27 protein-coding genes and 2 pseudogenes (1 of these 29 cut by a window edge) are annotated in these 25,280 nt (G+C 39.3%); 20 read left to right on the forward strand and 9 right to left on the reverse strand.

Annotated features, from left to right (window positions below):
* On the forward strand, positions 1-222 hold the 3' portion of the coding sequence (locus N1I87_RS04215) for a Cof-type HAD-IIB family hydrolase (RefSeq protein WP_341100756.1). It extends 648 nt beyond the left edge of the window; the window shows 222 of its 870 coding nt (coding positions 649-870); its start codon lies off the left edge, out of view; its stop codon occupies positions 220-222.
* Positions 223-433: 211 nt separating this feature from the next.
* Positions 434-1,951: a coproporphyrinogen III oxidase gene (locus N1I87_RS04220; RefSeq protein WP_341100759.1), complete on the forward strand. Its 1,518-nt coding sequence runs from the start codon at positions 434-436 to the stop codon at positions 1,949-1,951.
* 149 nt (positions 1,952-2,100) lie between these two features.
* Here N1I87_RS04220 and N1I87_RS04225 read toward each other — a convergent pair whose 3' ends face one another.
* Complete coding sequence (locus tag N1I87_RS04225) at positions 2,101-2,286, reverse strand: YhzD family protein (RefSeq protein WP_341100761.1); 186 nt, start codon at positions 2,284-2,286, stop codon at positions 2,101-2,103.
* A 268-nt stretch (positions 2,287-2,554) separates the two neighbouring features.
* On the opposite strand from N1I87_RS04225, the gene N1I87_RS04230 reads away from it, so the two are divergent.
* The 6 genes from N1I87_RS04230 (at position 2,555) to N1I87_RS04255 (ending at position 10,985) form a co-directional block, all read left to right on the forward strand.
* Positions 2,555-3,799: a metallophosphoesterase family protein gene (locus N1I87_RS04230; RefSeq protein ID WP_341100762.1), complete on the forward strand. Its 1,245-nt coding sequence runs from the start codon at positions 2,555-2,557 to the stop codon at positions 3,797-3,799.
* Complete coding sequence (locus N1I87_RS04235) at positions 3,786-6,746, forward strand: ATP-binding protein (protein WP_341100763.1); 2,961 nt, start codon at positions 3,786-3,788, stop codon at positions 6,744-6,746. Before N1I87_RS04230 ends, N1I87_RS04235 begins: the two co-directional genes overlap by 14 nt.
* A 202-nt stretch (positions 6,747-6,948) precedes the next feature.
* Positions 6,949-7,827 carry an IS982-like element ISGsp1 family transposase gene (locus tag N1I87_RS04240; RefSeq protein ID WP_004439648.1) on the forward strand — a complete coding sequence of 293 codons (879 nt, stop codon included), beginning with the start codon at positions 6,949-6,951 and terminating at the stop codon, positions 7,825-7,827.
* Positions 7,828-7,999: 172 nt separating this feature from the next.
* Complete coding sequence (yhaM, locus tag N1I87_RS04245) at positions 8,000-8,938, forward strand: 3'-5' exoribonuclease YhaM (RefSeq protein WP_003353778.1); 939 nt, start codon at positions 8,000-8,002, stop codon at positions 8,936-8,938.
* Between the two features lie 146 nt (positions 8,939-9,084).
* Entirely contained in the window at positions 9,085-10,446 is a 1,362-nt protein-coding gene (locus N1I87_RS04250; RefSeq protein WP_341100430.1) for an IS1182 family transposase, read from the forward strand.
* A gap of 344 nt (positions 10,447-10,790) precedes the next feature.
* Positions 10,791-10,985: a sporulation YhaL family protein gene (locus N1I87_RS04255; protein WP_003353772.1), complete on the forward strand. Its 195-nt coding sequence runs from the start codon at positions 10,791-10,793 to the stop codon at positions 10,983-10,985.
* A gap of 205 nt (positions 10,986-11,190) precedes the next feature.
* Here N1I87_RS04255 and N1I87_RS04260 read toward each other — a convergent pair whose 3' ends face one another.
* Positions 11,191-12,066, reverse strand: coding sequence for a peptidylprolyl isomerase (locus N1I87_RS04260; protein ID WP_048622832.1), 876 nt, complete (start codon positions 12,064-12,066; stop codon positions 11,191-11,193).
* A 437-nt stretch (positions 12,067-12,503) separates the two neighbouring features.
* Between N1I87_RS04260 and N1I87_RS04265 the strand changes: the two genes are divergently transcribed.
* Together N1I87_RS04265 and N1I87_RS04270 are read left to right on the forward strand one after the other, a co-directional pair.
* Positions 12,504-12,590: a YjcZ family sporulation protein gene (locus tag N1I87_RS04265; protein ID WP_061778555.1), complete on the forward strand. Its 87-nt coding sequence runs from the start codon at positions 12,504-12,506 to the stop codon at positions 12,588-12,590.
* A gap of 37 nt (positions 12,591-12,627) precedes the next feature.
* Complete coding sequence (locus tag N1I87_RS04270; protein ID WP_040341153.1) at positions 12,628-12,714, forward strand: YjcZ family sporulation protein; 87 nt, start codon at positions 12,628-12,630, stop codon at positions 12,712-12,714.
* A 42-nt stretch (positions 12,715-12,756) separates the two neighbouring features.
* Here N1I87_RS04270 and N1I87_RS04275 read toward each other — a convergent pair whose 3' ends face one another.
* A complete protein-coding gene (locus tag N1I87_RS04275) occupies positions 12,757-12,942 on the reverse strand; it encodes a hypothetical protein (protein ID WP_003353770.1) in 186 nt (61 codons plus the stop codon).
* A gap of 430 nt (positions 12,943-13,372) precedes the next feature.
* Positions 13,373-13,513, reverse strand: a complete 141-nt coding sequence (locus N1I87_RS04280; RefSeq protein WP_003352379.1) for a ribbon-helix-helix protein, CopG family — start codon at positions 13,511-13,513, stop codon at positions 13,373-13,375.
* A 6-nt stretch (positions 13,514-13,519) separates the two neighbouring features.
* Here N1I87_RS04280 and N1I87_RS04285 point away from each other — a divergent pair.
* The 5 genes and pseudogenes from N1I87_RS04285 to N1I87_RS04305 form a co-directional block, all read left to right on the forward strand.
* Positions 13,520-14,389: pseudogene (locus tag N1I87_RS04285) on the forward strand (RNA-guided endonuclease InsQ/TnpB family protein); the annotation flags it as partial.
* Between the two features lie 310 nt (positions 14,390-14,699).
* The gene (locus N1I87_RS04290; protein WP_003353767.1) at positions 14,700-15,035 is read left to right on the forward strand and encodes a PadR family transcriptional regulator; all 336 of its coding nucleotides are present in this window, start codon (positions 14,700-14,702) and stop codon (positions 15,033-15,035) included.
* A gap of 10 nt (positions 15,036-15,045) precedes the next feature.
* Positions 15,046-15,723, forward strand: coding sequence for a DUF1129 family protein (locus N1I87_RS04295; protein ID WP_341095146.1), 678 nt, complete (start codon positions 15,046-15,048; stop codon positions 15,721-15,723).
* Between the two features lie 369 nt (positions 15,724-16,092).
* Positions 16,093-16,401: a hypothetical protein gene (locus N1I87_RS04300; protein ID WP_003353765.1), complete on the forward strand. Its 309-nt coding sequence runs from the start codon at positions 16,093-16,095 to the stop codon at positions 16,399-16,401.
* Between the two features lie 128 nt (positions 16,402-16,529).
* Positions 16,530-17,096, forward strand: coding sequence for a hypothetical protein (locus N1I87_RS04305; protein ID WP_341100766.1), 567 nt, complete (start codon positions 16,530-16,532; stop codon positions 17,094-17,096).
* Between the two features lie 265 nt (positions 17,097-17,361).
* Here the strand turns inward: N1I87_RS04305 and N1I87_RS04310 are convergent, their stop codons facing one another.
* Complete coding sequence (locus N1I87_RS04310; RefSeq protein WP_003352379.1) at positions 17,362-17,502, reverse strand: ribbon-helix-helix protein, CopG family; 141 nt, start codon at positions 17,500-17,502, stop codon at positions 17,362-17,364.
* Between the two features lie 87 nt (positions 17,503-17,589).
* Here N1I87_RS04310 and N1I87_RS04315 point away from each other — a divergent pair.
* Both N1I87_RS04315 and N1I87_RS04320 read left to right on the forward strand, forming a co-directional pair.
* Positions 17,590-18,701: pseudogene (locus tag N1I87_RS04315) on the forward strand (RNA-guided endonuclease TnpB family protein).
* 256 nt (positions 18,702-18,957) lie between these two features.
* Entirely contained in the window at positions 18,958-19,293 is a 336-nt protein-coding gene (locus N1I87_RS04320) for a DUF1878 family protein (RefSeq protein WP_341100768.1), read from the forward strand.
* Here the strand turns inward: N1I87_RS04320 and N1I87_RS04325 are convergent.
* On the reverse strand, positions 19,290-19,865 hold the full coding sequence (locus N1I87_RS04325; RefSeq protein ID WP_341100770.1) for an HTH-type transcriptional regulator Hpr: 576 nt from the start codon (positions 19,863-19,865) through the stop codon (positions 19,290-19,292). The genes N1I87_RS04320 and N1I87_RS04325 overlap by 4 nt on opposite strands.
* Positions 19,866-20,184: 319 nt before the next feature.
* Positions 20,185-20,544 carry a YtxH domain-containing protein gene (locus N1I87_RS04330; protein WP_341100771.1) on the reverse strand — a complete coding sequence of 120 codons (360 nt, stop codon included), beginning with the start codon at positions 20,542-20,544 and terminating at the stop codon, positions 20,185-20,187.
* Between the two features lie 195 nt (positions 20,545-20,739).
* Between N1I87_RS04330 and N1I87_RS04335 the strand changes: the two genes are divergently transcribed.
* Complete coding sequence (locus tag N1I87_RS04335) at positions 20,740-20,928, forward strand: hypothetical protein (protein ID WP_327797990.1); 189 nt, start codon at positions 20,740-20,742, stop codon at positions 20,926-20,928.
* 169 nt (positions 20,929-21,097) lie between these two features.
* On the opposite strand, the gene N1I87_RS04340 is transcribed toward N1I87_RS04335, so the two are convergent.
* On the reverse strand, positions 21,098-21,616 hold the full coding sequence (locus N1I87_RS04340) for a tryptophan transporter (protein ID WP_340395782.1): 519 nt from the start codon (positions 21,614-21,616) through the stop codon (positions 21,098-21,100).
* A gap of 115 nt (positions 21,617-21,731) precedes the next feature.
* Positions 21,732-22,154 (reverse strand): HIT family protein, encoded by a 423-nt coding sequence (locus N1I87_RS04345; protein ID WP_003353755.1) that lies wholly within the window; start codon positions 22,152-22,154, stop codon positions 21,732-21,734.
* 1,126 nt (positions 22,155-23,280) lie between these two features.
* Between N1I87_RS04345 and N1I87_RS04350 the strand changes: the two genes are divergently transcribed.
* Both N1I87_RS04350 and N1I87_RS04355 read left to right on the forward strand, forming a co-directional pair.
* The gene (locus tag N1I87_RS04350; protein WP_327797989.1) at positions 23,281-24,018 is read left to right on the forward strand and encodes an ABC transporter ATP-binding protein; all 738 of its coding nucleotides are present in this window, start codon (positions 23,281-23,283) and stop codon (positions 24,016-24,018) included.
* The gene (locus N1I87_RS04355; protein ID WP_341100774.1) at positions 24,015-25,235 is read left to right on the forward strand and encodes an ABC transporter permease; all 1,221 of its coding nucleotides are present in this window, start codon (positions 24,015-24,017) and stop codon (positions 25,233-25,235) included. The genes N1I87_RS04350 and N1I87_RS04355 overlap by 4 nt, the downstream gene beginning before the upstream one ends.
* Positions 25,236-25,280 lie beyond the last annotated feature (45 nt).

Below are 25,280 nucleotides of genomic sequence, written 5' to 3' on the forward strand. Positions count from 1 at the left end.
CTAAAAGAAGTGGTCATGATTGGGTCTGGCATCGACGATTTGCCTCTCTTGCACAATGCAGGTCTTGGGGTTGCCATGGGCAATGCTCCTGATCATGTAAAAGAAGCTGCTGATTGGGTGACAAGATCCAATCAGGAAAATGGGGTATCTTATGTCGTGAAAGAGTTATTTAGGAGACAGCGGCCGATCCGATTTTTAGAAAAAATGGATCACTTAAAATAAGTCGCATCTTTCATCGCCCTTGTTTCGACAAAGGGCGTTTTTTTTATGGCTAATAGTATATGGGAATTATTCGAGATTTTTCAAATGAGGAAATATGGATTTGTTCTGTTTTATCTGTGGGCTTTTAGGTGAACAAATGGATGGATCCTTGACCGATGGACGATTCATTCAGTAAACTAAAAAATAGTTTACTTATTGAAAGGTGATACGATTGAACATTCTTGTGACAGGCACAGTAGATGAACGTTTGCATAGACCTCTTCAACTAATTGCCAATTTATTTTTTGAAGAGACCGATATTCTTTTGGAAGAGGAGAATCTTCCCGACGAGATCCTCAAAGTGAAATTGGATATCCAAGCCAATTCAGTCATAAAAGTAAAAATGGCTTTATCGGCGCCAGACTCCGCGAAGATCTATCAATCTTCAGTAGAAAAATCGGCGGATCCAACCCAAACGGAAAAAGAATATTTTAAGCAAGTTAAAAAGGCTGTATCGCACGCATTTCTTGAAGTGTTGCAACAATATACCGGAATCCGACAGCAGTGGGGATTTTTAACCGGCATTCGTCCAACAAAGCTGCTCCATAAAAAATTGCGGAGCGGGAATTCTAAAGAAGAGGCCCATGAACAATTAAAAAAAGAATATTTAATTACGGATGAAAAGATTCAATTAATGGAGAAAATTGTGGATCGACAACTAACGATTGTCCCTGATCTTTATCATTTGCAAAATGAAGTGAGCATTTATATTGGCATACCGTTTTGCCCAACGAAGTGCGCTTACTGTACTTTTCCTGCTTTTGCAATCCAGGGAAAACAAGGGAGAGTGGCTTCATTCTTAGGCGGTCTTCATTATGAAATGGAGAAAATCGGCCAATTTTTAAAAGATAACGGTATAAAAATCACAACGATTTATTATGGAGGAGGCACGCCAACTTCGATCACCGCAGAGGAAATGGATCTTTTATATGAACAAATGTATCGATCATTTCCGGGGGTTGAGAACGTAAGAGAAATTACCGTTGAAGCAGGCAGACCCGATACGATTACGCCAGAAAAACTTGAAGTGCTAAAAAAATGGAATATTGACCGGATCAGTATCAATCCGCAATCTTACATTCAAGAAACGTTGAAAGCCATTGGCCGCCACCATACAGTGGGGGAAACGATTGAAAAATTTCACTTGGCTCGAAGCATGGGAATGAATAATATCAACATGGATTTGATTATCGGTCTACCTGGTGAAGGAGTGCGGGAATTTCAATATTCATTAGATAAAACAGAAAAACTAATGCCAGAATCTCTGACGATTCATACCCTATCGTTTAAACGTGCATCGGTCATGACCCAAAATAAAGACAAATATCCGGTGGCAAGCCGGGAAGAAGCAGAAGAAATGATGAAATTGGCCCAAGACTGGACCGCAGCGCACAACTATGTTCCTTATTATTTGTACCGGCAAAAAAACATTTTAGGGAACCTTGAAAATGTCGGATATGCCTTACCGGGGCGAGAAAGCATCTATAACATTTTGATCATGGAAGAAGTGCAGACTATCATTGGATTAGGATGCGGGGCAGCAAGCAAATTTATCGATCCGGAAACTGGAAAGATTGAACGTTTTGCTAATCCGAAAGACCCAAAATCGTATAATGAACGTTACGAAGAATATACAGAAAAAAAGCTTCAGATTTTACAGCAGCTTTTCTGCAAAAAACAGCCTTCTTGATAAGGCTGTTTTTGATTTGCATGGAAAAACATGATGGAGACTTGCGGGAGAGAACTATTAACATCAAGGCAGATTGATGAAAGAATCGATAGAAAGTCATGCTGAATTTCAAAGTTGAAGAAGTTTAGCCTTCTCATAGAGGCTCTTTTTTATGAGTGAAACAGCAAAAGTTTTCCTTCTGACGATGTGCAGCGGTACGTGTAATCGGAAAAGCCTTTTTCCTTTAGAATTTGGCTGCCTTTTTCTTTAGCCTTATGGTCGTTGGCAGCTTCGAACGTATCATCTAACAACTTTTCACCATTTTTTTGGAAGACAGTCAGCGTATATTCTTTCAATGCAGAAACCTCCCAATATACATCTAGTTAAAAATAAAGAATATTTACAATATTTTGTTTAAACATTGTAAACGATTTCTGCTTATTTTTCAATGGATAAGTTTTTGAATAGGTTGACGGAGAATCTGTCTCCTTTGCAAATTGGCCAAAACCATCAATATCTTTCAGTTTTCACTGTGATGAGGCTAGATTTCAATAGAAAATCTTTCATAATAAAAGTATAATAAAAGAACATACATTCGATTTTTGGCTTGGAGGGAATGCCATCGTGAAACAAATTCGATTTATTCATACGGCGGATCTGCATTTGGATAGTCCGTTTATCGGTTTGGAACAGCGCCTGCCTCCGGAGTTATTTGCAAGAATACGCGAAAGTACTTTTCGTTCATTTCATAGAATCATAGATGAAGCCATCAAAAGAGAAGTGGATTTTGTACTTATATCGGGTGATCTATTCGACGGTGAAGACAGAAGCATTAAAGCACAGGCTCGGCTGCAAACAGAAATGAATCGGCTAAAACAGCATGGCATTTCCGCCTATATTCTTCACGGAAATCATGATCATTTAAACGGCCAATGGGTGTCGCTGAAATTGCCATCCAATGTTCATGTTTTTTCTTCTCAAGTAGAAGCTATTCGCCATCAGACAAAAGCGGGAGCGATTGTTCACTTGTATGGATTCAGTTATGATAAACGCCATGTATGGGAGCGGAAAATAAACGAGTACCAAAAGCAAGACGGAGCGGATTTTCATATCGGTTTGCTTCACGGTTATGAGGAAAAAGGAAAATCAAGCCATCAACCTTATGCTCCATTTTCAGTCAATGATCTGCTGGAAAAACAATTTGATTATTGGGCGCTTGGACATATTCATCAAACAAAGATTTTACACAAAGATCCTTATATTCTCTATCCCGGGAACATTCAAGGACGTCATCGAAAAGAAATTGGAGCGAAAGGCTGTTATCTCGTTGAATTGGATCAAACCGGAACGCGCCTTGAATTTATTGAAACGGCTGATATTCAATGGAAAAAAGAAGTCTTGAAGCTATCGGAAGAGGAAAGTTTTCATTCTTTTTTCATGCGTTTGAAGCAGATGATGGAGGATAACCGTCAAACGAATCAAGGTGTCATGCTGGAAATTCAGTTGGAAAATGTGTCTAATCGAGAAATAAGAGATAAAATCACGAGCGGAGAATTATTGGAAGCTCTGCAAGACGGCGAAGATCTAAATGAGTCGTTTGTTTGGGTACATCGGTTTATCATCGATCCGCAGCATCCTCTGAAATTCAAAGAAAATCATCCTTTTTATCGGGAATTTGAAAAGCAGACGGCGTCTTTAACAAAAGAAGATTGGGAAGAGGCGCTTTCCTCCCTTTATTTTCATTATAAAACGAGCCGCTTCTTAACTGATCTGACGGAGGAAGAAAAAGAGGAAATGTTAGAAGAAGCGAAACGCTTGATTCAAGAAGGATTGGCAGAGGAAGGAGCAATGAGCGGTGAGAATTTCTGATCTTCATATATACGGCTTTGGAAAATTGGAAAATTTTTATTTAAAAGACTTGAAATCATTGCAGCTCATTTACGGGGAAAATGAAGCAGGAAAATCGACCATTATGGCGTTTATCCATGCCGTTTTATTCGGATTTCCTACCAGACAAGCAAAGAATTATGAACCGAAAACCCATTCCAAATATGGGGGGAAATTGACGCTTGAAACCGTGAATATGGGCAAAGCAGTCATTGAAAGAGTGAAAGGAACATCCTCCAGTTCGGTGACAGTAAGGCTCGACGATGGAACGATAGGCGGTGAAGATCTTCTACGTCGACTGTTAAATGGAATGGATGAGAACTTTTACCGTTCTATTTTTTCATTTGACGTCCATGGTCTGCAAAAACTTCACCAATTAAAAGAGGAAGATATCGGCCGCTTTTTATTTTCCGCCGGAACCGTCGGGACAGATTCCTTATACCGGCTGGAGAAAAAACTGCAGAAAGAAATGGAAAAGCTTTATAAGCCAAACGGACGAAATCCGGTTATTAATCAAGAATTACAGACATTGAAGGAACTGGAGGCAGATGTTAAAAAAGGGAAAAAGAAAAATGACCAATATCTTCATGTTTTAGTAGAAATCGAGAATCAAAAACAGCATTTATCAAAGCTGTCCGTCGAAGAAGGGAAATGTCAAGCATATTTGGAAAGACTGGCAAGAGAAGAAACCATTAGACCGCTGCTTATGGAAAAACAGCGGTTGGAAGAAGAAATGAAAGCCATCGGAGAAGTGGCATTTCCGGTGGATGGCATTTCCCGGCTTGAAAAGCATTTGGATCGGCTCCATCATTTAGAAGGGATGATTTCTGCTTTACAAGAAAAGATCGATTGGAAAGAAAAGCAAATCCGGCGATGGCAAAACGACCTTTTATCCCTGGAGGAAGAGGCGGCCATTGAGGCAAGTGTGAATCAAAGTGCCGAGTATAAAAAGTGGCAAGAAGATTGGCAAAATGATCAAATGAAGATCTCAGAATTAAACAGTCAATTGGAAGAGCTCAAGACGTATCTTCATTTTGAACATTTCACGGACGAAGAAATTTATCAGATTGATACGAGTATGGATGTAAAACGACGAATTAAGGAGGAAATTCAAAAGCTTATTCGTCTCATTTCGCAAAAAGAGCACATCGAAAAAGCTTTGCAAACTAACCGCAGCGAGCTTCAAACGGCGGAAAAGGAATGTGAGAAGATTGAGGAGCTGTTATTGCCGGAGCAAGAGTTTCGAACGCTGCAAAAAAAAGCGGAAAACCAAACTGAAAAAGAATCTTTGGCAAAGGAAATTCGTTGGCTTGAACTACAACTACAAAAAATCGAGACAGAAAAACAGGCAAAAAAGAGGAATAAGCAGCCTCTTGCCGCCGGTTTCGTTTTTGTTTTTTCAATCGTTTTAGCTCTATGGCTTGTCATTCAACACGAGTGGCTTCTGCTTTCAGCACCTTTTTTTGGATTTGTTGCCGCCTTTTTATTATGGACGAAAAAAACTCCGGATCTTTTGGAAGAACAAGAAAAAGAGCTAAAAAAGGAAATCAATCAACGTAAGAAAGAAATTCAGGAAATGGGGTATCTTCTGACAAAAGAAGAGGCCTCTATGTATCGAAAACAAACCGAACTGCGGGACAGATGGAAACAATCGATTATGAGACTGGAACAATTGGAGCAGCAAAAGAGTAAGCTGATTTCGGACAAAAAGGAATGGGAGCGGGAATTTTCCGGAAACTTGTTGAGAGTTCAAAGAATTCAGCACAAGCTTTGTTTTCCGAAAACAATGGAATGGAATATTTTGGATGAGGCGTTTGAAAAACTTTTAAGTATGAAAGACATCATTCGTCAGAAAAAAATATGCCAAGAAAGAATGAAAGAAATGGAAGAGTCTATTCAAAGATGGAAAGATCAATTGCATCGATGGACAAAGACTCTTGGTTTACCGGACCACGATATAGAATATGTGCTGTTTCAATTAAAAGAACAGTTGAAAAAAAATAAAGAGAAAGCCTTGCAAATAAAGGAAACGAGCAAACAAGCAGAGCAGTATAAAGAGGAGCTTCTGGCAGTGATAAAGGAAAAAGCCGAATTTGAAAGAGAAATTCAGAAACTGTTTGCGTCCGCTAATACGGAAACAGAAGAAGATTTTCGGAAAAAGGGGACTCAATGGAAAAAACTTGAACAGTTGAAAGAACGTTTAGAACTCATTCATCGTCAGGTGCCTGACAGCCCGGACCTTCTATTTCCGCTCGATCAGCCCGCAAAATGGAAAAAAGCCAAACTAGAGGTCGAAGAAAAGTTGAAAGAACTAGGACAGGAGAAAAAAAGAGTACAGGCAGATCTAGCGAAATGGGAGTATGAGAAAAAGGTTTTAGAAGAGGGCGGGACTTACGCAGAACGGCTTCATCTTTTCCATCTTCAGCGGTCGGTAGTAAACGAAAAAGCAAAAAAATGGGCGCAGCTAGCGATTGCAAAACATATCTTTGCTAAAACGGTGAAGCATTTTAAAGATCAAAAACTTCCACTTGCTTTGCAAAAAGCAGAAGAACTTTTAAGCATGTTGACAAATGGACGGTATATTCACCTTTATACGAATGAAGAAGGAAAGTTTTATGTAAAACGAAAAGATGGGATGTTTTTTGAACCGCAAGAATTAAGCCAGGCCACCGGTGAACAGGTGTATGTGTCCCTTCGTCTTGCTCTCGCTTCCGTCTTGCAGGAAGAATATCCATTTCCGCTCATCATTGATGACGCCTTTGTCCATTTTGATCATAAACGAATGGCCGCAGTGGCAGAAGTATTAAAAGAGGTTAGCCGCCATACACAAATATTGATTTTTACATGCCATCAACATGTTAAAATGTATTTTCCGGAAACTTCTATTATTCATTTAGAAGAACCTGACTGGGCGAACGTAACAAAATGATCAAAATAAATGAGCTGGAGGCAGAATCGCCGTCTGCCTATCCATATATTTGTTTGCCGATTGGGTGAAACGGAATTTTTATATAAAGTTTTAAAAAACCCGTGGTGTTAGATAAAACTCAGACAAGCATAAAAATAGCCCTTGCTGGCGGATCTCCAGTAGAATGAAAGTGTCACCCAACATTCGAAAGGAGAGATCCCCCATGCAAGAGCACTTTCATTTTACTACAGATCCAGCCAAACTTCAAAAACAATATGCCGCTATTTTCTGTTTTGTTTCTGCCCAACTGTCGTTGATTCAAATGTATCTTCATCGCCGCAACCGTCACTTGGTCAAGCAAGAAGACGAAGTGGTCATGGCGGTTCACCTTTTGGGGAAGCTGCTGGGCTTTTCTTCCGAACGAGCCTGGCATCGTTTTGTCACGGGAAATTTGTTCACAAACGGCTCGTTTCTTGAACGCTCCCGATACAACCGCCGCTGCCGAGCGCTTGGTTTCGCCATCAAATGGATCCGTCATGAGCTGGCGAAACGTGGCCAACACCATGCTTATGCGGTCGTCGACAGCTTGCCTCTTCCGTTGTGCCATCCCGCAAGAATGCAGCGCGTCAAGCGGTTTCGAGGGATCGCGGATATGGGGTATTGTGCTTCCAAAAAGCAATGGTACTACGGTTTCAAGCTGCATCTTCAAGTGACCAATCAAGGGCTGGCCATGGGCTATGTCGTGACGGAAGCGTCCTGCCACGACGTCAAAGCCGCTGAAACGGTGATGACTCAAATCCCTCATCCCTACAACTTTGGGGACAAAGGGTACATCAGCCACGCTCTTCGAGAAAAGCTGTACGAAGAACACCAAGCCGCGTTCTGGACACCGTCTCGACACAATCAAAAGCACGGCCCATCCAAGGCATGGGAAGAATGGATCAGGAAAAAACGCAAAGTCATCGAGACGGTGTTTTCGATTCTCGTAGACCAATACCGGATCACCGACATTCGAGCGAATTCCATGGCCGGGTTTGAAGTGGCACTCGATGGCATCTTGTTGGCTTATTCCTTGGTCACACTAGGGCTGGTTGAGCGCTGACACTCAACTAGCACCACGGGTTTAAAAAATATTTGGGAACCATTTTTGAACGAATGGCTGCCTATGAGTTTTCTTTTACATTCGCTTCCTTCAGGATGAATAATCAAATACTGTTTATGTGATATAATGGTGTCGATTAAATCCATTGCCGGTGTACAGGAGGAAAAACTGAATGGTTCAGGGAATTATCCATTATGAGGCAGGACAGTCTGTCGATTGTTATTTATTGATTAAATCCATGACGAAAAGCACAGCCGTCAATGGAAAACCGTATTTAAACCTGATTCTTCAAGACAAAAGCGGTGAAATTGAAGCGAAACTATGGGATGCGACAGAACAGGATGAAAAACAATATCGGGCGGAAACGATTGTAAAAGTGCTCGGAGATATTCAAAATTACCGCGGGCGAAATCAACTAAGAATTCGGCAAATCCGACCGGCCTCCGAAAATGAAGGAGTCAAAATTCAAGACTTTGTTATGTCGGCCCCGATGCATTCGGATGAGATGGCAGAAATCATCACTCAGTTTATTTTTGAATTGAAAAATCCTAATATCCAAAGGATCACTCGTTACTTGCTGAAAAAATATTCTGAGCCTTTTTATCAATATCCGGCAGCTACTAAAAACCATCATGAATTTGTATCCGGATTAGCTTATCATGTCGTTTCCATGTTAAAACTGGCAAAGGCCATTGCGGATTTATATCCTTCTTTAAATCGGGATTTGCTCTATGCCGGTGTGATTCTTCATGATCTGGGCAAAGTCATTGAGTTGTCGGGCCCCGTTGCGACTACCTATACGGCTGAAGGAAATTTGTTGGGGCATATCACGATCATGATCAATGAAATTGCCAAGGCGGCCGAAGAGCTGGGCATCGAAGGAGAAGAGGTGTTTATTCTCCAGCATATTGTTTTAAGCCACCACGGAAAGCCGGAATGGGGGAGCCCGAAGCCGCCGTTAATCAAAGAAGCGGAAATTCTTCATTACATTGATAATATTGATGCGAAGATGAATATGCTGGATCGAGCTTTAGAAAAAACGAAACCGGGAGAATTTTCCGAGCGAATTTTCGCTATGGATAACCGCTCTTTTTATAAGCCAAAGTTTTAATTAGTATATTCGATTTCATTCCTATTTCAGCGATGAAGAGACCTCTTTTTAGAGGTCTCAGACTGTCGACAAATCCGAAAAAACCGGATTTGCCGACAGTCTTTTTTTGTATAATTAAGATACCGTAATGAATTGAGGTGGATGAAGTGCTAACAAAAAATACACAGATGAATCGTGATCAAATAGAAATGATAGCTTTAGACCAACTTGTACCTGCAGATCATTTGGTTCGTAAAATCGACGCTGCTATTGATTTTTCATTTATCTATTCGCTTGTTCAAGACATGTATTCATCGGAAAGAGGTCGACCAAGTATTGATCCAGTTGTATTGATTAAAATGGCTTTCATCCAATATACCTTCGGTATTCGTTCCATGCGAAAAACTATAGAGGAAATCGAAACGAATCTGGCTTACCGTTGGTTTCTTGGATTTGGTTTTTATGATAAGGTACCTCACTTTTCAACGTTTGGGAAAAACTACGAGCGACGCTTTAAGGATACAGACTTATTTGAACAGATATTCTATCGCATTTTGAAAGAAGCTGCAGATAAGAAGCTGATAAGCAGTGAGCATGTCTTTATTGATTCTACTCATGTCAAAGCGAGTGCGAATAAGCATAAATTTGTGAAGAAAGTGGTTCGAAAAGAAACGAAAGCCTATCAAGCACGTCTACAAGATGAGATAAATGCTGATCGAGAAGCACATGGAAAAAAGCCATTTCCTCCAGATAAATTTGGGAAAGAAGAATATAAAGAAATAAAAGAAAGTACCACTGATCCGGAAAGTGGTTACTACGTAAAAGACGAGCGAACAAAACAGTTTGCTTACTCATTCCATGCTGCTGCGGATCGAAATGGCTTTGTTTTGGGGGCTATTGTAACGCCAGGGAATATTCATGACAGTTCCGTATTGGAGCCACTTCTTGAAAAAGTCATCGAAAAACATGGAAAACCGGTTGTAGTTGCTGCTGACGCTGGATATAAAACTCCCGCCGTTGCCCAATACATATTTGAAAATGATATGACCCCTGCTTTACCTTATACTCGCCCTCGTACAAAGGATGGTTATTTCAAAAAACATGAGTATGTTTACGATGAATACTACGATTGTTATCTTTGTCCGCAAGGACAAGTGTTAAAATATGCAACTACGACGAAGGAAGGCTATCGTCAATATTTTTCTGATCCAGTCCAGTGTAAAGATTGTCCATTCCTCTCGAAGTGCACCCAAAGTAAGGAGCATAAAAAACTGATTCAGCGACATGTATGGGAATTTTATTTAGAGGAAGCTGATCATCTTCGGCATACACAAGAGAATAAGAGCATTTATGCAAGACGGAAAGAAACCATTGAACGTGTTTTTGCTGATGCAAAGGAAAAGCATGGTATGCGTTGGACAACCTTAAGAGGTCTAAAAAAATTGTCCATGCAGGCGATGCTAACTTTTGCTGCAATGAATTTGAAAAAGATGGCCTGCTGGGCATGGAAAAGTCCAATAATGGCATAAAATAGACCCCTTAGAGGGGTCTAATCCCAACCTTTAAAGTATAAAAATGTCAAAAGGCATCCGAATACACACATTCGGATGCCTTTTGTCTACACTCTGAGACCTCTTTTTAGAGGTCTTTTTTTAAGGGAAGAATTCCTTTTGAAAGTGGAAAAGATAGATCGTGCGGCTCTCTTTCTCCCCATTCCATTCTGATATTTTTCTTTATCATGACGTTTCGTTGCGGGAGACCTGAATGACGTCTAGTTGGCGGTAACAGAGGATAATGGAAAAAATTATAGGAATAGGCAACGTTTCCGTCTCATAAGATGTAGTAAATGCGGACAAGTTAGGAGAGGTGGAAAATGACGGTACCGTTTTGGATGTATTTCGTTGTGGCAGGAATATTTATTAGTGCATTTATGGTGATTAAAACGGCGAGAGAAGATCGGAAGGCAGACCAGGAATGGATCGAAAAAGAAGGCGAAGTATTTATAAAGAGGATGCAAGAAGAGAAAAAAAAGAAACAGAAACAAGATCAGGAACAACAAGGAGCATAAACGTAAAAGGCGCTTCAAAAGAATTCTTCTTTTGGAGCGCCTTTTTATATGGCTAGTCCGAATCGTGGAAAAAAGGCGAATGAAAAATTGATTGCGAGAAGAAGAAAAGGCATGCTGCACTTGTTCGCTTTCAAAAAAATGCTGCCTTTCTGAAACGAAAGGCGTTCCGTTTCAAAAAAGCAGCACACATTATTATTTCACATTATTATTTATTGGAGGTTGCTTCGGAAAACAAACCGTTAAAGTCTTTGTCTTCGACTTTTACATTAGCATCTTTCAGCACTTCGTTAAGTTTTTTCTGCATCTTAGTTTGATCGACTTTCGAGAGTTTCAGTTCTTCTTTCAATTGATCTTTTACTTCGTTAAACGGTTTTTTCTTTTTCTTATCTGTAATTTGGATAATATGGTAGCCGTATTCTGTTTTAATCGGTTTGCTTATTTCTTTGACTTTCAAAGTATCAAGCGCTTTAGTGAATTCAGGAACAAATTGCTTGCGGCCTTGGTAATCGATCCATCCTAAATCTCCTCCATTGTTGGCGGAAGCTGTGTCTTTGGAGTATTTTTTGGCAAGATCCTCGAATTTGGCCCCTTTATCCAGCTGCGCTTTTATTTCATTTGCCGTTTTTTCATCATCGACTAATATGTGGCGGACTTTGATTTCCGGCTGCCATTTTTTATAATAATTTTTCAATTCTTGATCGCTGATTTTAATATCGGCCGTTGCCGCTTTTTGCTCTAATAGTTCCAATTTTAAGTAGTCTTTAAATCCCTTTTCGTCCATGCCGTATTGGGCGAGGAACGCTTCATATTGTGAACCAAGTTGGTCTTTTGTTTTTTGAAGCTCGTCATTCAGCTCTTTATCCGAAACTTTATATTTTTCAGATAAAACTTTTTTGTACACCAATTCTTGCAACGCTTGTTGTGTTTGTTGAGGATATTTTTCTTTCATGGCGTTGTACAGATCTTCTTTTGTAATATTTCCTTCATTCGTTTTTACAACGGTATCATCTCCGCCGTTTCCGCATGCAGCAAGAACAATCATCCCGGCTGCCAACGACAAAGAGAGAATCCATTTTTTCATTCGTTCAACAACTCCTACACTTAATTTCATTTTTATATTCTTTATCCACATAGACATACTATATCACAATTATGCGGAATTACCAAAGTTTTTCTTTTTATGACCGACAAGAAAATAGGCGTTTGCTTCAGTCAAAATATACCGGGTTACATACGATACAAATAACAGAAAAGGAGGTATGGTGGGAATTTAAAGCTTTCCGCTGAAAGAGTAGATCCTAATAGGGTTAGTCAGTTGAAAAATCCGGATTAGAATTTGGCAGAAAACAAGAATGTTTGGAAACTTCTGTTGTCGAAGCCATTTTGTTAAATCCTTTCTAATCAGGTTAAATCATCTGATGACCTATACAGTCGTCTTCAAGCGGGAAAAAGGCCTAAACCAAAAATAAAACAAATGAATAGTATGATATAGACCAATGTGTAAGGAGGTGATCGGTATTGGGTGCAGCTTATGGCGGAGGGTTTGCATTAATTGTGGTGCTCTTCATCCTTCTCATCATTGTTGGTGCAGCATGGCTATATTAACAAATGAAAAATGTGAAAATAAAGGAGGAACTCGGATATGTCTGGAGCATATGGCGGAGGATTCGCACTTGTCGTTGTGTTGTTCATTTTGCTTATTATCATCGGTGCATCTTGGATTTACTAGATATTGGAATAAAAGCCAGGCGATGCCTGGCTTGATTTCCACTTATGTATAGAGAATTTCGATATAAGAAGAAATGAGCAGAATAGTGATTAAAATGTTAATCGTTCTAAACACTTTCGGCTGGCGATCTTCCGGTATGTCTTTTTGCATACATAGCGTGTTGGTAAGTCTATTGATATTGTATAAAATGAAAATAGAAAATAATATGAACACGAAGATTACTGACATGATGCTCCCTCCTTTTTCATAACCTTATTCATCAGGGTGATAAATAGAATATTTAGGCACCTCACAATTAAAAAGATAACGATTAGGCATGTTGAGGCTAATTCATGTGCATGATTTCGAATGAAAATGGTTTTGTATACCGAGGAATTAAACGAAATTTTCAATAAATAGAAATTTTTGTTATGTCAGATGTCAAAACGGATCAATAAACCTAAAAATGATTGCGAAAAGGATGCTACCATACTTTACGACGAAATAAGCAAAAAATCAATAGAAAATAAATGATTTGGATGGCTGTTGAGCAAGCTTTTTTGGATCAGCGTTCTTTTAACGTCTTTCCGAAAGAAGTCTCCCATCCTCTAGGAATGTGAAGGTGTGAATCGCACCAATGAGTAGGTGGGAGATGAATTTCGGTTGGCTTTAGCCAAAGTTATTTTTCCAATCCTTTTCTCAACAATTCTAAGATTGCGGCTGTTCTAGTTGGAATCCCATTTTCTTTTTGATATTGCTCCAATTTTTCTAATATCGTCTTAGGCATACGAATTTCTACACGTTCTTTCTCTTCTCTCATGATTATCATGCACAAATGAACTTACAGACTGCTTATAAGAATTTCTTTGAAGGAAATGCGGATTTTCCAAAGTTCAAAAATCGTAAAGCAAAACAATCCTATACAACTAATATGGTCAACGGAAATATTAAGCTAGAAAATGGTCATATCAAACTGCCAAAAATCAAAAAGCCAATAAAAATGAAACAGCATAGAGAGATACCTGCTGATTATAAAATCAAATCTTGCACTATTTCTAAAACAAAGACAGGCAAATACTACATTTCAATTTTGACAGAATATGAGAAAGATATTCGTCCAGTTAAAATACAGAAAGTTGTTGGTTTGGATTTTGCTATGGATGGTCTATATGTCGAGAGTGAACAGGGTAAGAAAGCCAATTACCCACGTTACTATCGGCAAGCCTTAGATAAATTAGCAAAAGCACAACGAATTCTTTCTCGAAGAAAGAAAGGTTCTGCAAGATGGGAAAAACAACACCTGAAAGTGGCTAAGCTACATGAAAAGACAGCGAATCAGCGCAGAAACTTTCTTCATCATAAGTCAAAAGAATTAGCAACAAACTATGACGCTGTGATTATTGAGGACTTAGACATGAAAGGCATGTCTCAAGCCCTCAACTTTGGAAAAAGCGTTCATGATAACGGCTGGGGGATGTTCACTACTTTCTTAGCGTATAAGCTAAAAGAACAGGGGAAACAACTTGTGAAAATTGATAAGTGGTTTCCCTCCACTAAGAAGTGTTCATGTTGCGGCAAGGAAAAAGAAATGCCATTATCTGAACGTGTATATAAATGTTCTTGCGGCTTTGTATTAGATCGCGATCACAATTCAGCAATCAATATCAAAAATGAGGGATTACGCTTATTAGCATAAAGAATAATAACTTTCGGAACGAGAGGGTTAGCTCGGTCAATTTTCTGTCATTAGACGGGATTACCCGAGAAGCCCCCACTTCAATCAAACCGTAAGGTTGATAAGTGGAGGGTAATTCACTTTTGGCCTATATGATTCTGTCCTTTTTCCTTCATTATTTTTCCAAGCGAAAAAAGCAATCATAACATTTCTCCAGCGGTTTGCCTGCCGCTGGATTTTTTTATTGTTTTTTGCTATTTTGCATTGCAAAGTAGTTCGTTTTTTGATAAACTAACTTGCATAACAAAGTAGTTGAAATGGGGGTGGAGGGATGTCCATTCGAAGCCAGTTACTGAAAGGCATTTTAGACGGCTGTGTGCTGGCTGTGATTGAAAAAGAACCGGTTTATGGCTACATTCTTTCAAAAAAACTTCAGCAAATAGGCCTCCAGGAAATTAGCGAGGGGACGCTTTACCCGGTTCTGTTGCGCCTGCAAAAGAACGGCTGGATCCATGGAGAGATGCGACCATCCGATTCCGGGCCAAGCCGCAAGTATTATGAATTAACGGAGAAAGGAAAATCCGCGTTAGATGAGATTACAACAGAGTGGCAGCAAATCGCAGCCCCTGTTCAACTTTTATTGAAAGGAAGAAGTGAGGATGCTTAGTGTAAAACAGTTGATTGAGGAAAACAACCGTAAACGGCAGAAACTGGCACCTGAGAACAAAAAATTTTACGACGATCTGCTTGTCTACCTTCGCCTGCAAACCGTTTTGTCCGAGCAGCAAACAGAAGAAGTGCTGATGGAACTGCTTGACCATCTGCTCGAAGGCCAAAAAGAAAACAAGACAGCTGTGCAAATGTTCGGCGGTGACCCGAAAGCATTTGCCGACGAAATCATCAGGCAACTGCCGAAAGAAAACAAACGCAATATGGTTTCTTTTACAATCAGGATAATGATCTTGCTTTTGGGGATTGATTTGGTCATTAATGGCATTACTGCTTTTGTTGTTGAACGGTTCTTTTCCAGACCTTTGCCGCCGTTTTATCCTGTACCCGCGGCCCTGAACTTTTTTATTGCCGGGCTATACGTGATCTTTGCCATTTGGTATATCTTTCGTATCTTGAAAAAGAGTTTGTTTAAGGAAAAAACAAAAAAGGAGCAAATCCTAACTTTTTTGAAAACAGATGCCGTAATCTCTGTTTTTCTGGGCGGCGTTATGTTGCTGGATAAATTCATGCCAAAAATCGGCCCGTCCTTTTCTTATCCGTGGTGGTTGCCGCTCGTTTTAGGTGTGGTGAGTTTAGGGGTTTACTATAGCTGGGAGAAAGCAGCAAAGTCCCGGGGGATATAGTTCTAGCGTGCAATAAATCTGTTGTTCAAAAGCCCGTGTGCGGTTTCGCCACGGGTTTTGCATGCGCCAGCTATGCTGCACGCAATTGCAAAAAAAAAACAGCGGGGATCGTGAAAGGTTCTTCATCAGATTGATGAAAGACAAAACGGGCGGCCAGTATTCTCGAACTGTCCCTCATTGAATTGATGAAGGACAAAAAGGGCCTTCAAATTTCCCTCCGGGGTCAATTGATGATCTCATACACGTGCTCCTTTCTGTATACAATTGTATACGAATTGTCGAGAAAAAATTGATAACAAACAGAAATGATAGATAGTAGGAAAAGCAATCTTTGTGATATACTATTTGAAAAAGGAAGGAGGTAAAATGATGGATGAGATTTTGCAGCAAATTCTTCATGAATTGAGAGATTTAAAAAGTGATGTGTCCGGTTTAAAGAGCGATGTTTCCAGCTTAAAAGCAGGGCAGGAACGCATTGAAACGAAAGTAGACAACCTTGCTTTGGAACTGCGAAGCAATTTTAAATTCACAAACGATAAACTGGAAGAACATAAAAGCATTTTTACAGTTGTTTCAAATGAAATCAAAGGCATTAAGGGCGATATTGAGTTTCTTAGCGGGAAATCCGGCAAGCATGACACAGAAATTAACCATATTATGAATATGTTAAGAGGTTAATGTACATGCACCCAACCCGGGGGCTTTTTGTTTCTACAAGTAGGGCTTGCTGAACGAATCAAATTTGGCTTGTATCTGACCAAATTTGATTCGTTCAGCAAGCCCTAAATAGAGCACGGGGGGATGTAGTGAAAAAATTAACCGAAGAAAAATTTTTGCTCATTTTAAATGCTGATGCGAGAAGCCGGTTGCTGACATTTTCCGATCTGCGGAAATTTTTATGCGCATTGTTTGTTTATTCTTTGGTGATGATCGGAGTCGCATACAAAGTTGTAAATGGCGGAAATATCGGATGGGAAAACTTGTCTCCTTTTTGGCAACGGGTATTTCGCCTTGAACGGGTATTTCGCCTTGAAATCCTGTTGTTTATCGTGCATGTACTTTCAATCCTTTTATCTACTCCGAGCCGTCCTTTCAGCTGGAGGTTCCCAAGTATTGCCGCCGTTATTTTTATGTACAAGGCTGCGTTTGACGCATTTGTTGCATTTATGATGTTAGCAAAAGACAAGCATATTGATGATGTTTACGTCTGGACGGCGCTGTACAGTATAGCGGCTTGTGTGCTTTTTCATCTTTTCTTTCTTTATTTTTGGATCAGAAAAAGGATCCATCTGCAGGAGATCGGCAATCTAGAGGTAAAAACGTACAACAAGCAGTCATTCCGACCCTTTACCGTTATCAATTGTATGCGGTGAACAACCGCGTGAAAAACTTGGCTATATATCCACATACGGATTGGGAAAAGGTGAGTGTCACATCCGAAAAAGCGGACACCCAGGAATAATCCATAAAGGCCCTGTCTTTGGCAGGGCCTTTTCCTTTCCGGCTTGCCGGGATCGGGAGAGCAGAGCGTCTTTTTAACGGCTTTCCGAAAGAAGTCTCCCATCCTCAAGGAATGTGAAGGTGCGAATCGCACCAATGAGTAGGTGGGAGATGAATTTCGGTTGGCTTTAGCCAAAGTTATTTTTCCAATCCTTTTCTCAACAATTCTAAGATTGCGGCTGTTCTAGTTGGAATCCCATTTTCTTTTTGATATTGCTCCAATTTTTCTAATATCGTCTTAGGCATACGAATTTCTACACGTTCTTTCTCTTCTCTCATGATTATCACCTCATATTGATTGTACGGATTTTTTACGGTATAATCAATATATACGAAATTTTTCCGCACAAAGTGAGGTGAATTGATATGGCCAAGCAAAACAAAGCTTTCAAGTTTCGTTTGTTACCAAACAAAGAACAATCCGCATTATTAGCTAAGACATTTGGTTGTGTTCGCTTTGTCTACAATAAGATGTTAGCTGAACGCAAAGAAACGTATGAAAAGTTCAAGGATGATAAAGAATTGCTTAAAAAGCAAAAGTTTCCGACCCCTGCAAAATATAAAAGTGAATTTCCATTCCTAAAAGAAGTGGATTCTTTAGCTTTGGCAAATGCACAAATGAACTTACAGACTGCTTATAAGAATTTCTTTGAAGGAAATGCGGATTTTCCAAAGTTCAAAAATCGTAAAGCAAAACAATCCTATACAACTAATATGGTCAACGGAAATATTAAGCTAGAAAATGGTCATATCAAACTGCCAAAAATCAAAAAGCCAATAAAAATGAAACAGCATAGAGAGATACCTGCTGATTATAAAATCAAATCTTGCACTATTTCTAAAACAAAGACAGGCAAATACTACATTTCAATTTTGACAGAATATGAGAAAGATATTCGTCCAGTTAAAATACAGAAAGTTGTTGGTTTGGATTTTGCTATGGATGGTCTATATGTCGAGAGTGAACAGGGTAAGAAAGCCAATTACCCACGTTACTATCGGCAAGCCTTAGATAAATTAGCAAAAGCACAACGAATTCTTTCTCGAAGAAAGAAAGGTTTGCAAGATGGGAAAAACAACACCTGAAAGTGGCTAAGCTACATGAAAAGACAGCGAATCAGCGCAGAAACTTTCTTCATCATAAGTCAAAAGAATTAGCAACAAACTATGACGCTGTGATTATTGAGGACTTAGACATGAAAGGCATGTCTCAAGCCCTCAACTTTGGAAAAAGCGTTCATGATAACGGCTGGGGGATGTTCACTACTTTCTTAGCGTATAAGCTAAAAGAACAGGGGAAACAACTTGTGAAAATTGATAAGTGGTTTCCCTCCACTAAGAAGTGTTCATGTTGCGGCAAGGAAAAAGAAATGCCATTATCTGAACGTGTATATAAATGTTCTTGCGGCTTTGTATTAGATCGCGATCACAATTCAGCAATCAATATCAAAAATGAGGGATTACGCTTATTAGCATAAAGAATAATAACTTTCGGAACGAGAGGGTTAGCTCGGTCAATTTTCTGTCATTAGACGGGATTACCGAGAAGCCCCCACTTCAATCAAACCGTAAGGTTGATAAGTGGAGGGTAGTTCACAAGCACCAAACATACTGTTCATCTTGTCTTTTGGAATAGCTTAAATTCAAGTTTTACTGTAAGATAATATTGAATGGCCCGGTAAGTATGATTGACTGTTCGAAATAGAGCGTCTATTTGTGGTATGGTGAAATGACATGGAGGATATTATAAAACGATTGGAAATGTTGGAATACCATCAACAACTGTTGATTCAGATGGTCGATAAGAACCGACATGAATTTGATTGGCTGATTATAAAAAATCGGCTCACAAAAGAGGAAACGGCCGAATTTTTCAAACTTTGTGAGGAGTTGAACAAGAAATATCAAGAGCAAAAAGCGGACGGATTTGTTTTTCATGTTCCGCTTTTTCAAGAATTTGAAAAAAGGCTTCATTCCAAGTTGGATTGTAAAGAGGTCATCGCAGCATGCATAAAACAAGGGCTCTATAAAGAATTAATGATTCAGCTGTACAAAAATCTTTCCAACTAACTCGTTATTTTTTCGCTGGGTTCGTTCGTGGAAATGAAGGTATCTTCCTTCTGAAAGTTTTCGTCTATGTTTTGAAGGGAGGTTTCGATAATTTCCATGAAATCGTCCCCGTACAAATTTTTAATGATCACACTGAGTTCTAAAAAATCAGGAAATTTACCAAACAGTTTATTTAGGGGCAGTGCCGCTTGCACGACGGAATTGACTTCCGGATTAAATTTTTCCATCAGGTCATGAAGGATCGTTTCCCCTTCATTTGTCAACTCAACATACGTATTTCGCTTGTCCGATTCTTTCTTGGAAAATTTTAAATAGCCTTGTTCTTCTAGTTTCTTTGAAAAGTTAAAGGCTGTGGAAACGTGCATGACGCCAAACTTAGCGATATCAGAAATAGAGGCTCCTTTTAAATGATAGGCGATCCATAAGATATGGTGTTCATTAATGTTAAGGTTATACGGTTTGATCCATTGCTGCCAATCTTTTTCAACCGCTTTCCAAAGGGCCTTGCTTAACTGTGCTACTCTTTGGGAAAATAGCATTACCTCATGTATGGAAACTTCTTGCTTTTTCACTTTCTATCACCTTCTTTTTAAAATTGAACAGGTTTTTCTGAAAGTATTCTCTAACAATATTATGCCAATAAAATAAAAATTAATAAAGATATAAATTTACTAAATTTTCAAAAAAGTGGACAATCCAATAAACAAGATTGTCCACTTTCATAAGTTTCGCATGCTGTTATAAGAAAATACCTTGTTTTCCTGAAAAAACTTATGATGTATTCCGAATGTGGCAGGGCTTACGCTTCACCTGCCATAAGGACGACAAGTGCTAGTCAAAAAGCCCTGTATACTTCACGCTTGGAGAATGGATTCTATGAGGATTTGGGTGTTATCCATTCTTTTTCGTTGTCTCCTCCAGGTTTTGGATCGAAATTTGGACGTTGTGAATTCCTTCTTCAATTGCCTTTTTATTTGGTTGAATGCTTTTTTGCCATAATTCGATGCTTTCTTTTATTTCTTTAGAGATCTGAGGGAAAGCCGTTTTTCCTTCTTGTATAAAATGAGTGACCGCTTGTTTTACCTGTTCGGTATTGCTTATGAATTCCTTCGCTGTTTCTTTCATAAAATCCTTTGTTTTTAACATATTTTTTTTGACGTCTTTTCCAGAAGAAGGAGTGGTAAGGAGCGTTGTAATGGCGCCTGTAACCCCTCCGACTAAAAAGCCCGCCAACCAATTCGATCGTTTCATAATCATTCACCTCTGGCTGATATTTCGCATTTGGAGATTGGAAGTCTCTCATCTCATATCTTCAGTTGCAGTTGAATAGGATAGAATATTCATTAAATTCGAATCCCTTAAGAAGAGTATACAGACTTCTTTTGAAGAAAATCAACATTCTATGTCCGGAAGATCAGTCAGCGGGCTGGTGAAGGAGGAATTTACATGAGAGGGGTTTTGTTCTTTGCGGTTATTCTCGATTTTCTTTTGTTTCTTGGTCTGTGTCGCTCGCTTCTATTATTGTCCAGGCCGGGTATATATCCCCCGAAAAAGATGGTGAAAAAACGTGTGAGCGCACTTGGAGTCGGAACTGTTTTCGTATTTGTGATCATCATTCTCCTTTATGTAACATGAAAACAATAGGTAAACAGGGGATAGTGAGGGAAAAACGATGGTGGCTGGAGACTGGATCGAATATGGTTGTTCGGCCATAAAGCACAAAAAAGCCGGGCCGCGTTCGTAACCTTAGAAGCATGACGGCAGGTTAGGAAGTGGCCAGGCATTATTCATTAAATCGATGCTTTTAAGCTTGATGCCCAACGTTTGAGCGTTTCATAATCGATTGTGCAATAGGATAAATAATAAACATGGCAACGGCATTTAAGGCCATGGCAGGCAGAACAACAGTTCCGAATAAAGCGGTAAATGGTCCAGGCAGACCGACAATCAAAAAGGCTGAAGTCAAAAAGACTGTTCCAGAGACAATAGTGCCGACAGCCGTCAATATGGCTGCTCCGAGTGTGTTTTTGCTGTACTTTGCCGTAAGGGCAAGCAATCCGTAAAAAATGAACGCCGTAACCGGTTTATCGATTAGATTCGGAAGGAATCCTCCGGGAAATGCCGTGGTCAATCCGGAAATGACTCCCGTAGCTAAACCAATCAGCAAAACATTTTTGGCGTTTGGAAATAATAGAATGCCGAGAAACATCATCGTAAGCATCATATCTGGCTTCATGCCTAAGAAAAAAGCAGGGATGATTGCATGAAGAACTGCTCCCATACCCACTAAAATGGCTAAACTGACAAGTGTTTTCGTATTCAATTCTCTTCTCTCCTCTGCTAAACTACTCTACACTAAAACTCGATTTTTGTGGTACGAATTCATTTTACCACAAATTCTTTGCTTTGCTCTCAAATAAGATATCTCGTTTCATATGTTATTTTATATGCTGATGAATGGTCGATGCGATGTCTTGAAGTTCGTCGAAAGTATAGTCGTTTTGATGCGATTTCCATACAGCCCCGAATCCATCTCCTTTTCCGTAACGAGGAAGCAAATGGATGTGGAAATGAAAGACTGATTGTCCGGCCGCTTCTCCATTATTGTTTAATAAATTTAGCCCGATCGGTTGATAGGCTTCTTGAATAGCATTCGCTATTTTGGGCACAGCTTGGAAAAGCGATCCAGCAATTTCTGGAGTTAGCTCAAAGAGATTCTTTTTATGTATTTTTGGTATGACCAGTGTATGCCCTTTTGTTACTTGGCTGATATCCAAGAAAGCAAATACATTTTCATCTTCATACACTTTTGCTGATGGGATTTCTCCGTTCATAATTTTACAAAAAATACAATCGCTCATATTCACTCATCCTTTCTTTCATTTCATGATAAATGGCATGTATGCCGCTCTTTGCAGAATGGATCAAATCTTATGGACACACGTCGAGTCAAAAAATCACTGGCATTTTTGGATTCTTTCGATGAAATGGTATGGATTTGAATGTATTTTATCATAAAAGCGGGGGGATCTAAATAGGGAACCATGCATTCGAAATGGGAGCCATGAAAAATGCTCCGGTTAGCTTTGGACTGAGGGGATATTTTTCCGCCAATAAAAAGCAGTGCAGTTTAGAAAACGATCTTGAATCATGAAAAGAACCTTTTCTTTTAGTGCCAACTCCAAAGCATTTTCTATAAAAGAATGGCTCAAAGCGGAGCGGACCGGAATGTTTTAAACGTAAGATCATTGCTGTTTTATTTTCTGATCTAATCAAGGTTCAGATAGATGATTTTTATGTTGAGGACATAAAAAGAAGACAGGATGCTTATGCATCCTGTCCTTCTTGAAGGGGATTGGTCATTACTGATCTGCAGTGCAAAAGTCGTTTTTCGTGTTCAAGCTAATCATCCCCTTGCTGGAATGTTTCTTGCTTTGACACTGTTTAGATCTAACACAAACCCGTTTTTGGCAAATTCGTGAATGAAGACTTTATGGTCTTTCATACTTATTTGCATTGGAGTTTGTGGATCGTGCGACTTTACTGTCTGCCGTAATCACCTCATTTTATTGAAGGCGAATCAATTGACCATAAGATAGGAAAATGCGGTACTGGTCTTTCACAACCACCCCGTTTTACTATTTGGTTAACCCCTTCGAATATTAGAATGCACAGAAATTTTTTCTTCATACATACAAGTGATGAAATTTTGTCTGAAAAATTGTCAAGAATCATTTATCAAGTCTAAAATAGTTGTGGGTAGACTTGAAATAGCTGTTTTTGCGAAAATGTTTGTTAAAATAAGATGAACTTAGAAACAAAATACCGCATGTTTTTGTTAAATGGTTTAATAAGTGCTTCTTCTTTAAAGTGATCTGAATGTCACCATAACGAAATGAATGGAACACAAATTTTCTTCTATTGGAGGAGGATGGAGAGTTTTCAAACGAATTTTTGGGCAATCAAAAACAGAAAGGATGTGGAAGAATGTCGCTATTGAAAGTCGACCAATTGACTGGCGGTTATACAAGAAAGCCTGTGTTAAAAGATGTGTCTTTTTCTATTGAAAAAAATGAAATCGTTGGTTTGATTGGTTTAAACGGCGCCGGAAAAAGTACGATTATTAAGCATATTATCGGCTTAATGGAACCGAGGCAAGGAGAGATTACCATCAATGGACTATCTTTGAAAGACAGCCCGGAGCAATATCGCAGACAGTTTTCTTATATACCGGAAATGCCGGTGTTGTATGAAGAATTAACGTTGGAAGAGCATTTGAAAATGACGGCGATGGCTTACGGATTAACGGCACAAGAATACAAAGAGAGGATAGATCCGCTTTTAAAGGAATTTCGAATGCAAAAAAAGCTTCATTGGTTTCCTGCTCATTTTTCCAAAGGAATGAAACAGAAAGTAATGATTATGAGCGCCTTTTTAACGGAACCTCATTTATATATTATTGACGAACCGTTTTTAGGGCTTGATCCGCTCGGAATTCAATCGTTATTGGAGTGGATGGAAAAAATGAAGAAACGAGGGGCGGGCATATTAATGTCCACTCATATTTTAGCAACAGCCGAAAAGTATTGCGATTCGTTTATCATATTACATAACGGGGAAATCCGCGCAAAAGGAACCATTCAGGACTTGCAGGAACAGTTTGGCATGCAGGGAGCTTCTCTCGATGATCTCTATATTCAACTGACAAAGGAAGAAGAAAAATGAAAACTGTTCAGCAATTATGGAAAGAGCGATTAAACGGCTATTTATCCGAGATGCGCAAATATTTGCGCTATATATTCAATGATCATCTGCTATTTGTGCTGATTTTTGGGGTCGGAGCCGGTGTCTACTATTACAGTCAATGGGTAAAAACGTTGGATCCTCATTTTCCAGCCCCGTTTATCATGGCGCTGTTATTGGGGGCTATTCTGGCGTGGTCTCCGATTTACACGTACTTAATGCGAGCGGATATCGTCTTTCTGCTTCCGATGGAGGAACGATTAAAAGGCTATTTTCAAAAAGCCATTGTATCTAGTTTTGTCTTTCAAAGTTATTGGCTGATTTTATTTCTTGCTGCTTTAATGCCCATGTATGTAAAAGTCAAAGGAGTCAGCTATGCATCGTTCTTTTTGTGGCTTGTGATCTTATTCATTTTGAAGTTTTGGAATTTGTTTGTCCGTTGGAATGTGCAGAAGTTTCAAGAGAAAAATATACGTCTTGTTGATCTGATCGTTCGTTTTGTTCTCAATGCAGTCTTTTTATATCCGCTGTTCAACCGGACAAACTGGCTTCTTTTCGTCATTGGAGCGTTTCTTTTGATCGTTTATGCCGGCGTTATTCAAAACAAGAGCAGGCAGCATATTTTAAAATGGGAAATGCTTGTGGAACTAGAAGAAAAAAGAATGATGGCTTTTTATCGCTTTGCCAACTTGTTTACGACGGTCCCTAATCTGCAAGGAGACGTAAAAAGAAGAAAATGGCTGGACTTTCTGTTTAAAAAGATTCCATATGGCCCCCATCATGTTTATACGTATTTGTTGTCACGCACTTTTATTCGTGTAAATGAATACATTGGATTGTTTGTTCGCTTGACGCTCATTGGTTTTCTTTTGATCAGTTTTAGCCATTCATTACTATTCAAAGTCATCATGGCGCTCTTGTTTATTTATTTAACAGGATTCCAGCTTTTTCCTCTGATCCGTCACCACGATGAAAAAATTTGGATGATGTTGTATCCTGTTTCGAAAGAAAGAAAAAAAACAGCTTTTATGCTGCTTTTGAGGCAGTGTCTTGGATTGCAGGCCTTTTTGTTCGCGGGGGCGGCGGTTTTTCGTTCATGGTTTGAAAGTGGAATCATACTTGGAGCAGCCATCTTATTCGTCTTTTTGTTTACCGAAATATACACTCCCCGCAAGCTAGCTAAAATGGAAAACTTGTAAGACCGTTTTCTGGCATCTGGTTTAGATTTCGTAAGTACTTGAAAA

It is taken from the genome of Bacillus sp. FSL W8-0102, assembly GCF_038007225.1.
Taxonomy (GTDB): domain Bacteria; phylum Bacillota; class Bacilli; order Bacillales; family DSM-4216; genus Bacillus_O; species Bacillus_O smithii.